This window comes from Gehongia tenuis, from assembly GCF_014384795.1.
Classification (GTDB): Bacteria; Bacillota; Clostridia; order Christensenellales; family NSJ-53; genus Gehongia; species Gehongia tenuis.
This window is the reverse complement of record NZ_JACRSR010000001.1, coordinates 1,005,597-1,020,774: the sequence shown is the minus strand read 5'-3', so window position 1 is coordinate 1,020,774 and position 15,178 is coordinate 1,005,597. Positions and strand designations below refer to the sequence as shown.

The 15,178-nt window shown below is 53.5% G+C and carries 11 protein-coding genes and 1 tRNA gene; all 12 read left to right on the top strand.

The window, feature by feature from the left end:
• Window positions 1-66: 66 nt before the first annotated feature.
• The gene (locus H8696_RS05125) at window positions 67-1,437 is read left to right on the top strand and encodes an MATE family efflux transporter (RefSeq protein WP_249315448.1); all 1,371 of its coding nucleotides are present in this window, start codon (window positions 67-69) and stop codon (window positions 1,435-1,437) included.
• 87 nt (window positions 1,438-1,524) lie between these two features.
• Window positions 1,525-1,609, top strand: a tRNA-Leu gene (locus tag H8696_RS05120).
• Window positions 1,610-2,038: 429 nt separating this feature from the next.
• On the top strand, window positions 2,039-4,165 hold the full coding sequence (locus H8696_RS05115) for a bifunctional diguanylate cyclase/phosphodiesterase (protein WP_249315445.1): 2,127 nt from the start codon (window positions 2,039-2,041) through the stop codon (window positions 4,163-4,165).
• 244 nt (window positions 4,166-4,409) lie between these two features.
• The gene (locus tag H8696_RS05110; RefSeq protein ID WP_249315444.1) at window positions 4,410-5,093 is read left to right on the top strand and encodes a cell wall hydrolase; all 684 of its coding nucleotides are present in this window, start codon (window positions 4,410-4,412) and stop codon (window positions 5,091-5,093) included.
• Window positions 5,094-5,188: 95 nt separating this feature from the next.
• The gene (gene galU, locus H8696_RS05105; RefSeq protein WP_249315442.1) at window positions 5,189-6,073 is read left to right on the top strand and encodes a UTP--glucose-1-phosphate uridylyltransferase GalU; all 885 of its coding nucleotides are present in this window, start codon (window positions 5,189-5,191) and stop codon (window positions 6,071-6,073) included.
• Window positions 6,070-7,311, top strand: a complete 1,242-nt coding sequence (locus H8696_RS05100) for an adenosylhomocysteinase (RefSeq protein WP_249315440.1) — start codon at window positions 6,070-6,072, stop codon at window positions 7,309-7,311. The genes galU and H8696_RS05100 overlap by 4 nt, the downstream gene beginning before the upstream one ends.
• Window position 7,312: 1 nt before the next feature.
• Window positions 7,313-8,596 (top strand): amidohydrolase, encoded by a 1,284-nt coding sequence (locus H8696_RS05095; RefSeq protein ID WP_249315439.1) that lies wholly within the window; start codon window positions 7,313-7,315, stop codon window positions 8,594-8,596.
• Between the two features lie 34 nt (window positions 8,597-8,630).
• Window positions 8,631-10,547 carry a hypothetical protein gene (locus H8696_RS05090; protein ID WP_249315437.1) on the top strand — a complete coding sequence of 639 codons (1,917 nt, stop codon included), beginning with the start codon at window positions 8,631-8,633 and terminating at the stop codon, window positions 10,545-10,547.
• Window positions 10,548-10,689: 142 nt separating this feature from the next.
• Complete coding sequence (locus H8696_RS05085) at window positions 10,690-11,148, top strand: CtsR family transcriptional regulator (RefSeq protein WP_249315436.1); 459 nt, start codon at window positions 10,690-10,692, stop codon at window positions 11,146-11,148.
• A 14-nt stretch (window positions 11,149-11,162) separates the two neighbouring features.
• Window positions 11,163-11,678 carry a UvrB/UvrC motif-containing protein gene (locus H8696_RS05080; protein WP_249315434.1) on the top strand — a complete coding sequence of 172 codons (516 nt, stop codon included), beginning with the start codon at window positions 11,163-11,165 and terminating at the stop codon, window positions 11,676-11,678.
• Between the two features lie 2 nt (window positions 11,679-11,680).
• Window positions 11,681-12,688 (top strand): protein arginine kinase, encoded by a 1,008-nt coding sequence (locus H8696_RS05075; RefSeq protein ID WP_249315433.1) that lies wholly within the window; start codon window positions 11,681-11,683, stop codon window positions 12,686-12,688.
• Window positions 12,688-15,135 carry an ATP-dependent Clp protease ATP-binding subunit gene (locus H8696_RS05070; protein ID WP_249315431.1) on the top strand — a complete coding sequence of 816 codons (2,448 nt, stop codon included), beginning with the start codon at window positions 12,688-12,690 and terminating at the stop codon, window positions 15,133-15,135. Before H8696_RS05075 ends, H8696_RS05070 begins: the two co-directional genes overlap by 1 nt.
• Window positions 15,136-15,178 lie beyond the last annotated feature (43 nt).

The window sequence follows — 15,178 nt, the reverse complement described above, 5'->3', positions numbered from 1 at the left end:
GTTATATTAACTCTACTACCCAAAAATCGGGCAAAACTCGGATATCTTGCGTAAAATGGAGTGAATATGCAACAGGATCATTTGCTGCAGGAAAAGATAAGTAAATTATTTGTTCGTTATGCGCTGCCCAGCATGCTCAGCATGTTTGGGATGTCTTTGTACGTCTTTGCGGATACCTATTTCATTGCAACGGGCGTGGGGGCCATCGGCCTTACGGCGCTCAATATTGTGCTGCCTTTCTACAGCCTCATCTTTGGCCTTGGGCATATGATCGGTATTGGCGGCGCTATCGTCTATACTTTGGACCGGGTCGCCGGCCGCAAGGAAGAGGCGGACGGTGTGTTCAGCCTGTCCTTGTGTCTTGCGGCCGTTCCCGCCATCCTGTTTATGATATTAGGCTGTTTTTTTGCCAACGAACTCTGTACGGCTCTCGGCGCTTCTCCAGACGCCCTGCCTTATTCGGTGACCTATGTCCAGGTGGTCGCCCTGTTTACGCCTATGTTCATGGCAAACAGCATCCTCAGCGCCTTCGTGCGCAACGATCACGCACCCAATCTGGCCATGGCAGGCATGATTGCGGGCGCGCTGTTCAATATCGTATTCGATTACATCTTTATTTTCCCCATGAAAATGGGGATGTTTGGTGCAGCTCTGGCCACAGCTATTTCGCCGGTAATCGGGATATTGGTGCAAATCTTTCATTTCTTCCGCAAGAAAAATGGGTTTGGATTTCATAAATTCACCTTCCGCTGGAGCACAGTGGGAAGGATTGCTCGGGGCGGCACCAACAGCCTTATCACGGAGCTTGCGGGCGGCATCGTAGTTTTTGCCTTCAATGCCGCTATTCTGACCCGCATGGGGGATGTGGGCGTTGCGGCCTATGGAATCATTGCCAACATTGCCATGGTGGCTGTATCCCTTTTCAATGGGATCAGTCAAGGCATTCAGCCCCTGATCAGCGCCAATGCCAGCGCCAACCAAGGGGATCGCTGCAGACAGGCGCTCAGAATCGCCAACGTTACGGCCTTCGGGGTGGGCCTTCTGCTTTGGCTGTGCAGCATTCTTTTCCCGGGCCCCATCATAGAGGCTTTCAACCGGGACGGTGTGGCGCTGCTGACCCAATACGCATCCGAGGGTATCGGTATCTATTTCAGCAGTTTCCTGCTGGCCGGCATCAACATCGTGGTGGCCTCCTATTTTCAGGCGAGGCTCATGTCCAAGCAGTCCATAGCCCTGGCTTTGTGCAGAGGATTCTTCGCTATTCTGGCGGGGCTTTGGACACTGCCGTTCATTTTTGGAAACACAGGCATCTGGCTTACGGTGCCCTTTGCGGAACTGGTTACCCTTATTGTTGCGCTCATCTTCTTAAAGCTGAACCACGCCCGCACCGATATTCTGCCTGAAGGGCCTTTGGTTCGGGAGGAGCAAGCACCGTAAAATTATTTTTTGCCGCTGGGATGGATTGACTTTGCAAAAACCCTGTGCTATAATCTTGCAGTAAGTTGGCGTAAAGCCAATCTCTATGCGAGTGTGCTGGAATCGGCAGACAGGCACGTTTGAGGGGCGTGTGTCATATGGCGTATGGGTTCAAGTCCCATCACTCGCACCAAAGCAATATATCGAACCCAATCTTCCTAATTGGAGATGGGTTCGGATTATTTTATTTGTCTTGAAGCAGGCTTGACAGAGGTTCTGATGTTTGAGAAGATATATAATAAGAAATAGAGTTGTGAAGAGTGGGGAATATAGGATCACGAACATTTTTAACATTCTATTTCAGCCGTTTTTTGCGCAGCAATACAATTCTTGGTTTTGGTGGTTTTTCGATTTCACTCAATACATAGGTCAGGCTACTTTTTTGGATTGCATCCGCAGTGGATATGATGGATTATTGAATTTTTATAGGCCAGATTAAATATAGCTGGAGCGGCTGAATATGGACAAAATAAGACATGCATACCCTTATCAAAAATCGTCACCTCGCATTAAAGGGTTTATAGCCTTTTTGGGAATAGCACTTCTATTGGTGACTGTATCTATGCTTCAAAACACAGCTTCTTTGCGGGATGCGTTGACCCATGTTACGGAGGAATATGTATCCGACGTCTCCTATCAGCTCACCAATGATATCTACAGCCGTATTGAGGCGAATAAGCGTGCGCTTTCCATGCTCGGCAGCGTTTTGTCAGAGTATTCGGGTGCGGATGCGGAGCAGATGCTGAAAAAAGAGGAGCAGGTTCTGGATTTTGATGCCCTGGTGGTTATCAATCAGGATGGAACGACAATTCCAGAGAAATTTGATATTCGCGATTTAGAGGATCCATCCGGTATACGGGCGTCCTTTCAAGGTGAATCATCGGTGATCTATGTGGAGGGGCAGAACCTCTTATTTTCCGTTCCCGTTGTGGAAAATGGGCGGATTGAACGCGTATTGGCGGGTGTTCGCCGCAAGGAAAACATGCAGGCGCTAATTCAGCCCAAAAGTTATGCGGGCAACGGCCTGACCTGTATCGTAGACAGCAATGGCAATGTGGTGATCTCACCCACGGATACGAAACCTTTTTTGCAGCTAGACAGCATCTTTTTGTCCGAAACAGATTCGAAGAGCAAGGAATCCGTTGTGGAGATGAAGACTGACCTGGAAAATGGAAGGCCCGGTGCGTTCAGATTTACATCGGTGGATGGAACGGAACTGGTCATGTCCTATCAGGTTCTGGGGGTGAATGACTGGTTTTTGTTGACGATGGTGCCGGCGGGGCTCATCTCGGAGGAGGCGGATACCTATCTTTTACGCTTTTTCTTGATTGTGGGCGGCATTATGTGTGTGTTTGCTCTGTTCCTTTTGGTAATGGTTCAATTCTACCGAGCCAACGGCAAGCATCTTGAAGAGATTGCGTTCACGGATCCATTGACCGGAGGTTTGAACGAGGCCGCGTTCCAGGTTGAATACAAAAAACTTGCTCAAAATATGCTTCCCGACACTTACACCGTTGTCTTTTTGAATGTCAAAGGTTTCAAGCTTATCAATGAAAACTACGGTATAAGAGCGGGCAATGAAACGCTGAAATATATCCATCAGGTGCTGAAAGAACATGTGGGTCCGGAGGAGCTGCTTGCCCGAACCAATGCCGATCATTTTTTCCTATGCTTAAAGGAAAGAGAGCCGGAACGTGTCCAGGCACGAATTGACGAGATGCTGCAGGCGGTCAATTCTTTTGCCAGATATGCCGATATCCATTATTATTTGACGCTCAACCAGGGCGCTTATTGCATCGATGATCCCGGCCTCAACATCACAATTATTCAGGACCGGGCAAGAGCGGCCTGTAAGCTCCAAAAACAAGCCACGGTCTGCTCCTTTTACAACGATGACATGATGCTCCGGATGAAAAAGGAACGGGAGCTTATCGGATTTTTCGAAGGCTCCATCCAAAATCATGATTTTGTGGTCTATTTACAGCCCAAGGTAAAGCTGGAGGATGGACGGCCCGGCGGAGCGGAGGCATTGGTGCGCTGGTTTCACCCCGAACGGGGCGTAATCTATCCTTCGGATTTCATTCAGCTTTTTGAAAAAACGGATCATATCTGTGAACTTGACCGATATGTATTTGAGGAAGTATGCAAGCTGATCCGCCGCTGGCGGGAAGAGGGCCGGGAGCTTCTTCCGATTTCAGTCAATCTGTCCCGAGTTCACTTCCGGAATCTCAACTTTTTACGGGACTTTTCTGCACTGAAGGAAAAATACGGAGTTCCAGATAATCTTATTGAGTTCGAATTGACGGAATCCATCTTCTTTGATGATCAGCAGCGGGAACTGGTGAAAAGTGCCGTACAGGAAATGCATAGACATGGTTTCTATTGCTCGCTGGATGATTTCGGGGTGGGTTATTCGGCTTTGGCTCTGCTCAAGGATGTTGATGTGGACACCATCAAACTGGACCGTCAGTTCTTTATGGATATGGACGGAATCAAGGCTAGAAGCGTCATCGAAGGCTTCCTGTCCCTGGCGCACAGGCTTGATATAAAAACTGTAGCGGAAGGAATTGAAACCAAGGAGCAGGTCGATTACCTGAGGGAAGCGGACTGTGACATGGTGCAGGGATATGTTTTTTCAAAGCCCCGTCCCATTTGTGAGTTTGAGGATTGGCTTGACCAGCAGAAGTAAGCATTTTTGAATGAAGCCCGAACCAATGGTTCGGGCTTTTTTTATGGCTGGTAACCTTAACATAATGTGGTATCGTGGCGAAAATTGCAGTCCCGGGAAGATCAAGGGATCATTCTAAGGAATAATTCTATGTCTTACGGATTACCGTCGTTATAAATATTTTGCAAAAGTGTTTCAAAATTATTATAATTGGCCCATAATTGTTTACAGAAGATCAATATTTCTTTGGACAATGGAGGTAACTATGAGAAATTGGAAACGAGTGACGAGCATTTTGATCCTGTGCGTGTGCATGATGGCCCTTTGGACCGCACCTGCATTCGCTGCCGAGCGTGTGCTGCAATACGGCAACCGCGGTGAGGATGTAAAGGCCCTTCAAACCGCTTTGATTGATCGCGGTTATCTCAACGCCAATGCGACGGGATACTTTGGGCATTTGACTTTGGCGGCGGTGAAAAACTATCAGCAAGATTCGGGCCTTGTTGTGGACGGCAAGGCGGGTCCCAAGACCATGGGAGCGCTGAACGAAAGCGATTCCGTGGCGGCCAGCGCCGGCATTTCAAATCAGGACCTATACTGGCTGGCCCGCATCATTGAGGCGGAGGCCAAGGGCGAACCCTATGAAGGCAAGGTTGCCGTGGGCAATGTGGTAATGAACCGCGTAAAATCCGGCATCTTCCCCAATACGGTCTACGGCGTTGTCTTTCAGTATACGGGCAGCGTGCCTCAGTTCTCGCCCGTGGCCAACGGCACCATCTACAACACGCCCCAGGCGGAGAGTGTCCGTGCCGCTGAAGCGGCTTACGGCGGCGTGTCGGTGGTGGGGGACTGCAAATATTTCTTCAACCCCAGCAAGGCCAAGGGTACCTGGATTGTGAATAACTGCAGCTTTTACAAAATGATTGCGAACCACGCATTCTACCGTTAATGCATTATTTACATTTTAATATAGGACTTTATGATGAACTTATAGTATAATCTCCTTTGATAATGGCTTTCCATATTCAAAGGAGGTTTTACTATATGAAGGTTCGCAAGGCGATCATTCCCGCCGCGGGACTGGGCACAAGGTTCCTGCCAGCGACCAAGGCGCAGCCCAAAGAAATGTTGCCCATTGTGGACAAGCCTACGATCCAATACATCGTGGAGGAAGCCGTGGCCTCCGGCATTGAGGATATTTTGATCATCACCGGCCGGAGCAAACGGGCTATAGAGGACCACTTTGATAAATCTGTGGAGCTGGAACTGGAGCTGAAAAGCAAAGGAAAAGAAGAGCTTTATGATATGGTGGAGAACATCACCAACCTATGCGATATCCACTATATCCGGCAAAAGGAGCCGAAGGGATTGGGACATGCCATCTACTGCGCCCATTCCTTCATCGGCAGCGAGCCTTTTGCGGTACTGCTTGGCGATGATGTGGTCTATGCTGAGCGGCCCTGTTTGAAGCAGCTCATGGATGAATACGATGAAAAGCAGGCCACCATCCTTGGAGTGCAGCAGGTTCCTGAGGAAAAGATCTGCCAGTATGGCATCGTGAAGGGCACTCAAGAGGAGGAGAACCTCTACCGAGTGGAGGATTTGGTGGAAAAACCCAAGAATCCCGCCGAAGCCCCCTCCAATATTGCAATTCTAGGGCGGTATATCATTACGCCTTCCATCTTTGAAATCTTGGAAAACACGCGGCCGGGCGCGGGCGGGGAGATTCAGATCACCGATGCCCTGAAGGCGCAGTTAAGCCTTGAGGAGATGTATGCCTACTGTTTTGAGGGGCGGCGCTACGATGTGGGCAGTAAGATCGGTTTTTTGGAAGCTACCGTGGAGTACGCTTTGCGGCGGGAGCATCTCGGTCCCAAGTTTAGAGCCTATATCAGGGAAATGTATGATAAAGGAGCATTCGATTCATGAGCATTGTCCGGGATATGGAACTGTGGCCGTCGGGTGAGCAGAAGATCGCCTGGGTGCGGCGCTACATGCCTTTGCTGAACCATCTCGAAGCCGAATTCGAGGCGGAAAAGCCATTTTTGGATAAGCGCATCGCCGTTTCCGTACATATGGAGGCTAAGACCGCCTATCTGTGTCAGGTGCTGGCCAAGGGAGGCGCCGAAGTCAGAGCGACGGGCTCCAATCCACTTTCCACCCAGGACGATGTGGCGGCGGCTCTGGCCCGCTCCGGCGTGGAGGTCTTTGCACTTCACGGCTGTACGGGCGGGGAATACGAGGAGCATTTGAGAAGAACGCTGGAGTTTGGTCCCCATGCCATCGTGGATGATGGAGGCGATCTGGTTCAGCTTCTGCATGGCAACAGCGCCCTGTCCCGCAACCTTTCCGGCGGGTGTGAGGAAACCACCACCGGCGTGCTGCGGCTCAAGGCCCGGGAGCGGGCCGGAGAGCTGTTTTTTCCCATGATTTCGGTGAATGATGCCAACTGCAAGCATCTTTTTGATAACCGCTACGGAACGGGCCAGTCGGTTTGGGATGGTATTATGCGTTCCACCAACCTCATCGTTGCGGGCAAAACCGTGGTTGTGGCCGGTTATGGCTGGTGCGGCAAGGGCGTCTCTCAGAAGGCCAAGGGGCTGGGTGCCCGCGTGATTGTCACCGAGGTGGACCCGGTCAAGGCCATTGAGGCGGTGATGGACGGTTTTACGGTCATGTCCATGGATGAGGCTGCGGCGCTGGGCGATGTGTTTGTAACGGTGACGGGCTGCAAGGATGTGATCGTGGGCCGGCATTTCGATATCATGAAGAACGGGGTGCTCCTCGCCAACGCCGGACATTTCGATGTGGAGATTGCAAAGCCTGATCTGCTGGCACGGGCCAAGGAAATTCTGCCCATGAGGCCCAATATTGAAGGCTACGTGATGGAGGACGGACGGGTGCTCAATCTCATGGCGGAGGGAAGGCTGGTCAATCTGGCTTCCGGAGACGGCCATCCCGCGGAGATCATGGACATGAGTTTTGCACTGCAGGCCCTTTCCGTGAAATACATTTTGGAGAACGCCGGCAATTTGGATAACCGCGTCTATCCCGTGCCGAAGGCCATTGATCAGTATGTGGCTTCAAAGAAGCTGGCGGCCATGGGCTTTTCCATCGACCGATGGAGCGATGAACAGCGTGAATATGTGAGCGGGTGGCAGGTATAACATGAGAATACTTTTTGAAAATGCAAGAATCCTGACGCTGGATGAGGCGGATCACGAGTACGTCAACGGGAGTTTGCTGGTGGAGAATGGCAGAATTGCCTATGTGGGTCCCGCCAAAGCCTTCGATGCCGTGGATCGGCGGGTGGATGCAGGGGGCGATGTGCTCATGCCTGGATTCGCCAATGCCCACACCCATGTGCCGATGACCCTTCTAAGGGGCGTGGGCAGCGATCTTCCGCTCCAATCCTGGCTGGAGGACGCGGTGTGGCCCCTGGAGGACAAGCTGACGGATGAAATGATTCATTGGGGAACGATGCTGGGGATCGCGGAAATGCTGCGTTTTGGTGTGACCAGCTTCTTGGATATGTATGCTTACGAGGATGTCATTGCAAAGGCTGTGTTGGACAGCGGCATCCGTGCGGCGCTTTCCCGGGGAATGATGGATGGCAACGGCAATGGCGAAAGCGGTATGGCGGAAGCCCGGGAACTCATTGAGAACTGGGAAGGGGAGGGGGACGGGCGTATCCGGACCATGGTGGCTCCCCACGCCATTTATACCTGCTCCGGCGCATACCTAAGAAGAGCCCGGGATCTGGCAGATCGATACAAAGTGCCCATCCATATCCACCTCAGCGAAACCTATAAGGAATGGGAGGACTGCAGGAAGGAGCACGGCACATCGCCTGTGCGCTATCTGCAGGATCTGGGTATGCTGGATGTTCCGGTAGTGGCCGCTCATGTGGTGGCGGTGGACGACCGGGACCTTGATATACTGGCTGAAAAAGGGGTGTGCGCCGTGCACAATCCCACCAGCAATTTGAAGCTGGCCAGCGGCTTTGCACCGGTGCCGGATATGCTGCAAAAGGGCATCCGGGTGGCGCTGGGAACCGATGGCGCCGCCAGCAACAACAACTTGAGTCTGTGGGAAGAAATGAATCTTGCTGCCTTGATCCATAAGGGAGAGAGTTTGGACCCCACCGTACTGCCGGTGAGGGAGGTGCTGCGCATGGCCACCGTGGAAGGCGCCGCCGCCATGGGTTATGATAAGGTGGGCGCGCTCAAGAAAGGCAATGATGCGGATATGATCCTGGTGGATATTTCCGGTCCACACTATCAGCCCATTCGCAACGTGATGAGCCATCTTGTTTATGCCGGTCAGGGCCTGGATGTTCGCATGACTATGGTCCAAGGCAGGATTTTGATGGAGAACGGCGAATATAAAACTATTGATTTTGACAAAGTCGTCCATGAATCGGCACGGGCTGCGGCTCAGCTGGATTCCTGAGGGACAAAAAAATAGACAGAGGAACAGGAGAAGTATGGGAAAGAAGAAGCTATTGTTTTTGATGTTGGCCGTTGTCCTGGCCCTATCCTTGGCGGCCTGCGGCGACGGTTCCGCGTCCACGTTCAACAGCGCGGGCACGACGGAAAACCTGGACTACACGTCCGATGACGTGACCGGCGGCAAGGCACTGGAGCAGATCAATCTTTTTGATCTGGCGCTCTCCCAGGAGGGAGGGGACGCGGTGATGAAGCTGACCTTCGTGCAGGGCTCGGAGGTGGGCGGCGTGACCCAGTCGGCGGTGGATGATGTTCCAGCCTACACGATCTCCCAGATGCCCGAGCCCAACCGGCTGCTTATCACCATGGAAGGCATCAGCTGGCAGGATTATCGGATTCCCCAGAATTTGCTGGATTATGCGCCCATTCTGGGCATGTTCCAGAGGGTGACCAATGTGGCTTCGGAGAAGACCACTTTGGAGCTTTATATCAACTTGGCCAATGCGGTGGAATATAACGTCAGCAGCGAGGCCAATGTGCTCACCATCCGTCTGCATGAGAAAGCGGATGCCGAGCCCTCCCAGGGCTATTACGTGACGCTCAACGCCTTCAACGAATATGCCGACGGCCGGCTTGGCGAAGACCTGGGCCTTACCCCGACGCTGTGTGCTGATCTCAATAATGTGACGCTTGTTTCACAAAAATTTGCGGATGAAGCGGCTGCCAATGAGTTTTTGGCTTCCCTGACGGAGAAACTGTCCAGCATTTTGCCGGAGCGTACGCCTCAGCTTATGGAGCTGGAGGCGGGCGTGCTGCCAACCTATCAGGATGACGTGGACGTGGGCGGTCTGGAGCAGCGGGTGGTGGCCGTCAAGGACGGCAAGGAGCTGAAGTTCCCCATTCTTGCTGTGGACGGCAAGGCTATCGCCAAGGTGCCCATGGAAAATGCTTATCTTGTGGCCAAGCCCGTGATCTCCGAGAACCAGACCGATGCCACGGAGGAGCTTTGGCTGTACTATGGCGATGGCAAATCGGAGAAATTTGTTGAGGACTATGAGTTTAACAAGGTGCTCGAGGCAAAATTCTCCGCGGACGGCAAAAAGCTGGCCATCGTGGAAATCGTGGACGCGATGAATATAACCTATATCTACGATAAGGATACGAAGGAATTGATCAACGTTTCCGAGGAGGGTTTTGGCACCAATACTTCGGGCATGGATTGGAGCGATGAAGGCTACACGCTCTACGCCATTACCGGTGATGAGGTGCAGCAGGTGATGAAATATTCCCTGGACGGTGAAACGAAGGAATTCAACGCCGTTGAGGAACAAAGTGCGGAGATGGGCGCACTGGAATGTGTGCGGGGCACCCTGTACTTCAGCGATATGATGATGGAGAAGATCTACAGCATGGATCCGGCCACGGGCGAGCGCAAGGATTACACCACGGGCCTCGAGTTTTCCGTTTCTCCCACAAATGATTACATGTCGATCCTGCGCAATGTGGACAGCGACGATGGTAAAAATCTGGTCAATGAATTGGTGATCCGGCCCGTGGATTCTACGTCCAAGGTTCCGGAGACCGGGGATCACGGACCGGCCGATACGGCGGCTCCGGGTGATGATCTGCCCACGGATTCGGCGCCTCCCGTGGTTTCCAGTGGAGATGAGCTTGTCATCAGCCATGGTGACCTTATCATGTCCTATGTGTGGTCCGAAGATGGCACCAAGCTCTATTATACCGTGGACAAGGGTTCCGAAGAAGGAACGGGCCAGTATTACTACTCCCTGTACTGCTACACGGTGGGTGAGGAAGCCCCGGAACTGGTGATGGAGGTATCGAGCTTTGAAATCCTGTCGGCGGTGGAAGAGAACAAGCTGCTCATGGTAAGCATGTACAACCGCGGCGGCATCTATGTTCCAGTTACCTATATCCTGGACCTCGCCGCTGAATAAAAATTGATTTTGGAAAGGGCCTTTGCAAAAGGGCCCTTTTTCATTTTCTGGAAAACAGTTTTTTGGGCAAGATAGTTGCGTAAAAGGGTGACCTCCTTTATAATAAGGTTAAAGAAAGTCAAATACAAAAGGAGATTATCGTATGTCTGCTTTGAGCGATACCATTGAAGAATTCATCAAGTCCTTGATGACCGAGGAGGATGGCCGGGTGGAGCTTCAAAGAAATGAGCTTGCCCAGCATTTCAGCTGTGCACCCTCCCAGATCAACTATGTGCTGGCCACGCGTTTCACGGTGGACCGGGGCTATAAGATCGAAAGCCGAAGAGGCGGGGGCGGTTATATACGCATCATCCGGCTCAATATGGATGGGGATGAGTACATGTTCCATCTTCTGTCCGAACGGATTGGAAACAGCATATCTCAGCGGAACGCTCAATATATCGTGGAATACCTCAGGGACCAGAAGTTTTTGACGGACAGGGAAGCGCATATCATGATAGAGGCGATGGATGGCCGGGCCATAGGCCTGCCGGCTCCGCTCAGTGACCAAACGCGGGCCGGAATCCTCCGGGCAATGATCTTGGCCGCTCTGTCCGCCTAAAAGGAGGCAAACCAATGCTATGTGATGATTGCGGCAAGAATGTCGCGAAGATAAAATGGACGATCTACGTAAACGGCAAGCAAAACGACGTTTATCTTTGTGAGGACTGTGCCAAGAAGCGGGGCAATGCCGCCTCCTTTAACGCCGTTCAGCTGGGCAGTCTGCTCGCGGAAATTTTGAATCATAAAAAGCAGCAGAGTGTTGAAGACGACGAGGCGGAACTGCAAAAAACCTGTCCCGCCTGCGGCATCACCTTGGAAAGGGTGAAAAAGCAGGGCCGGTTTGGATGCGCCGAATGCTATAATACTTTCCGGGAATTTGCAGGCGGATTTATCCAGCAGGTGCAGTCCGGGTCCACCCATCACACGGGTAAGGCGCTGGGCAGCTTGACGGAGGATGATCAGCGCCAGCGCAGGATCGACCAGCTCAAGGCCGAGTTGAGTCAGGCGGTGGAGATAGAGGCCTTTGAACATGCGGCGCAGCTGCGGGATGAGATTCGCGCCCTGGAAGCTCAGAAGGAGGGGGTGTGAGTATGGAGGAATGGATGGAACAAAAAAAGTCCGTGATCCTCAGCAGCCGCGTCCGCCTGGCCCGCAATTACAAGGATTACCCCTTTCCGGATCGGCTGAATGAAAAGGGCTGTGAGGAGATCGTGGAGCAGGTGGGCCGGGCATTGGACGGTTTCCGGAAGATCGTGGTGGGAGAGGTGGACGACACCACCAAGTATCTTTTGGTGGAGCGCCATTTGGCCAGCCGGGAGCTCATGGATAATCCCTGCGGGGCGCTGTTTTTCAATGAGGAAGAGACCCTCGCCGTGATGGTGGGCGAAGAGGACCACCTGCGGCTGCAGTCATTGGAGCCGGGTCTGGGGCTGAGAACAGCCTATGAAAGAATCGATGAACTGGATAGAAAGCTGGAAAAAGTATTACCCTATGCGTATGATCCCCAGTGGGGTTACCTGTCCTCCTGTCCCACCAATGTGGGAACGGGGATGCGGGCCTCGGCGCTGGTGCATCTGCCCGCCCTGTCCATGACGGGCCAGATGGATAACATGGCCCGGGCGGTGAGCAAACTGGGCATCACCGTGCGCGGCATGTACGGCGAGGGATCTGAACCTATGGGCGATCTGTTTCAGATCTCCAATCAGCTGACCCTGGGCCGGACGGAGGAGGAGCTCATCAGTCGGGTGCAGACCACTGTGGAGAGCCTGGCGGAGCTGGAGCTGGAAGGACGGCGCACCCTGCTGGAGTATGGACACCTGGATTTGGAGGATCGGCTGAACCGCGCCTACGGCCTCATGCTCTATGCCAAGAAGCTGGAGCTGCCTGAATTCATGCGGCTCATCTCCGATGTGCTGCTGGGCGCTGAAATGGAGCTTTTACCGGTGCGGGCGGTGGAACCGCTGCAGGACCTTCTGGTAACCATGCAGCCCGCCGGCCTTGCCAAGACGATGGGGGATGAGATGAGTCCCGCCAAGATCAATATTCTCCGCGCCAAGAAGGTGCAGGAGGTCTTACGAGATTTGAAGGAGGAAGATTGATGGCATACTACGGCCGTTTTACGGAACGGGCGCAGAAAGTGCTCGTTCACGCCCAGGAGGCCGCAAAGGGCCTGGGGCATAACTATGTGGGAACGGAACATCTGCTGCTCGGTCTGTTGCAGGACGATGGCGGCAGCGCCGTGAAGGTGCTGCGCTCCATGGGCGTGACCTATGAGGGTGTTGAGCGGATCGTGCTCACCCTCATCGGTAAGGGAGATTACAAATTTACGGAGAACTTCGGTTACACCCCCAGAACCAAAAAGGTGATGGAGCTGAGTGTCCGGGAGGCCCGGGACATGGGCCACAGCTACGTGGGTACTGAACACATCCTGATGGCTCTGGTTCGGGAGAAGGATGGCGTTGCCGCCCGCATCATCGCACAGCTGGGCGCTGATCTCGATCAGATTCAAAGACTCATCATGAAGAGCTTTCAGGAGGAGTCCACGGACGGCAGGCTGAAGACCACTCAGAAGAAGACGCCCGCTCTCGATCAGTTTGGCCGGGATCTGACTCAGGCTGCGAAGGATGGTGAGTTGGACCCGGTGATCGGAAGAACGAAGGAAATTGAGCGAATCATACAGATTCTAAGCCGCAGGACCAAGAACAATCCGGTGCTCATCGGTGAACCGGGCGTGGGTAAAACCGCAGTGGCGGAAGGCCTTGCCCAGCGCATCGTGGAAGGCAGTGTTACGGAGCTTTTACGCAACAAGCGGGTGGTAAGCCTGGATCTTTCCGGAATGCTGGCCGGCGCCAAATTCCGGGGCGATTTTGAGGAGCGAATGAAGAATGCGCTCAAGGATATCAAAAATGCCGGCAACATCATCCTCTTTATCGATGAGATTCATACGCTCATCGGCGCGGGAGCAGCGGAAGGCGCCATTGACGCCGCAAACATCTTGAAGCCGGCGCTGGCTAGAGGCGAATTGCAGGCGATTGGCGCCACCACCCTTGATGAATATCGAAAGCATATCGAAAAGGATGCGGCTTTGGAGCGCCGCTTTCAGCCGGTGATGGTGGGCGAGCCCACCCTGGAGGAATCGGTGGCCATCCTGGAGGGGCTTCGGGACCGCTATGAGGCACACCACAAGGTCACCATTACCGATGAGGCCATCCGTGCCGCGGTTCAGCTGTCCGATCGATATATCTCCGACCGGTTCCTGCCGGACAAAGCCATCGACCTCATCGACGAGGCGGCCTCCAAAGTGCGCATTCAAAGCCTCACCGCGCCGCCGGACATGAAGGAGATTGAGGGCCGTCTTGAGGCGGTGCGCAAGGAAAAAGTGGAAGCCGTCAACAATCAGGACTACGAGAAGGCCGCCAAGATGCGGGACGAGGAAGCTACCATCAAACTGGAGATGGATAAGCATATTGAGGCCTGGAAGGCGAGCCGGGATACCAAAAAGCTTACCGTGGGAGAGAAGGAGATCGCCGACGTGGTCTCCAGCTGGACGAACATTCCGGTGATGCAGCTCACCCAGGACGAGGCGGAACGGCTGCTTCATTTGGAAAAGACGCTTCACGCCAGGGTGATCGGCCAGGATGAGGCGGTGGCCGCGGTCGCCAAGGCCATCCGAAGGGCCAGAGCGGGCCTTAAGGATCCCAAGCGGCCCATCGGTTCCTTCATTTTCCTTGGTCCCACCGGCGTGGGCAAGACGGAGCTTTCCCGCGCTCTAGCGGAGGCTCTCTTCGGGGATGAGGACGCCATGATCCGCCTGGATATGTCCGAATATATGGAGCGCCACAGTGTCTCCCGGCTCATGGGTTCTCCGCCGGGGTATGTGGGCTATGAGGAGGGCGGCCAGCTGACCGAGCAGGTTCGCCGCAAACCCTATTCGGTGGTGCTGCTGGATGAGGTGGAAAAGGCCCATCCCGACGTGTTCAACACGCTCCTTCAGATCATGGAGGACGGCCGGCTCACCGACGGTCAGGGCAGAACGGTGGACTTTCGAAACACGGTGCTCATCATGACCAGCAATGTGGGCGCCCATTCCATGAAGCAAAGGGCTCTCGGGTTTGCGGCCTCGGAAAGCGATGTGCAGACCTATGAACGACTGAAGGAAAATGTGATGGAGGAGCTTCGGCGCACCTTCCGGCCGGAATTCTTGAACCGAGTGGATGAGACCATCGTGTTCCATCAGTTGAATGAGGCGGATACGCGAAAGATTGTCACCCTCATGATGGACAGCGTGGCTAAGCGTCTGGCAGAGCGGGAGATCTATCTTACCATGAGCGAACCGGCGCTGGATTATTTGGCCAAAGAGGGCTTTGATCCCGAGTATGGGGCCCGTCCTCTCCGCCGGGCTATTCAGCGGATGGTGGAAGACCGCCTGTCCGAGGAGATTCTGGACGGCAGTATTCACATCGGCGATCACGTAGTTGGTTCCATCCGCAAAGGCAAGCTGGTTTTTACCAAGCAGCATGACGAAGCGACTCAGCCCGCAGAATAAAAACTTTGACGGCCGCGAAAGCGGCCGTTTTTTGTTCCCTTTT

Coding starts and splice junctions, on each gene's coding strand:
- H8696_RS05125 (WP_249315448.1), top strand. CDS start 67: ATGCAACAGGATCATTTGCTGCAGGAAAAGATAAGTAAATTATTTGTT.
- H8696_RS05100 (WP_249315440.1), top strand. CDS start 6,070: ATGAGCATTGTCCGGGATATGGAACTGTGGCCGTCGGGTGAGCAGAAG.
- H8696_RS05085 (WP_249315436.1), top strand. CDS start 10,690: ATGTCTGCTTTGAGCGATACCATTGAAGAATTCATCAAGTCCTTGATG.
- galU (WP_249315442.1), top strand. CDS start 5,189: ATGAAGGTTCGCAAGGCGATCATTCCCGCCGCGGGACTGGGCACAAGG.
- H8696_RS05110 (WP_249315444.1), top strand. CDS start 4,410: ATGAGAAATTGGAAACGAGTGACGAGCATTTTGATCCTGTGCGTGTGC.
- H8696_RS05090 (WP_249315437.1), top strand. CDS start 8,631: ATGGGAAAGAAGAAGCTATTGTTTTTGATGTTGGCCGTTGTCCTGGCC.
- H8696_RS05070 (WP_249315431.1), top strand. CDS start 12,688: ATGGCATACTACGGCCGTTTTACGGAACGGGCGCAGAAAGTGCTCGTT.
- H8696_RS05095 (WP_249315439.1), top strand. CDS start 7,313: ATGAGAATACTTTTTGAAAATGCAAGAATCCTGACGCTGGATGAGGCG.
- H8696_RS05115 (WP_249315445.1), top strand. CDS start 2,039: ATGCTTCAAAACACAGCTTCTTTGCGGGATGCGTTGACCCATGTTACG.
- H8696_RS05080 (WP_249315434.1), top strand. CDS start 11,163: ATGCTATGTGATGATTGCGGCAAGAATGTCGCGAAGATAAAATGGACG.
- H8696_RS05075 (WP_249315433.1), top strand. CDS start 11,681: ATGGAGGAATGGATGGAACAAAAAAAGTCCGTGATCCTCAGCAGCCGC.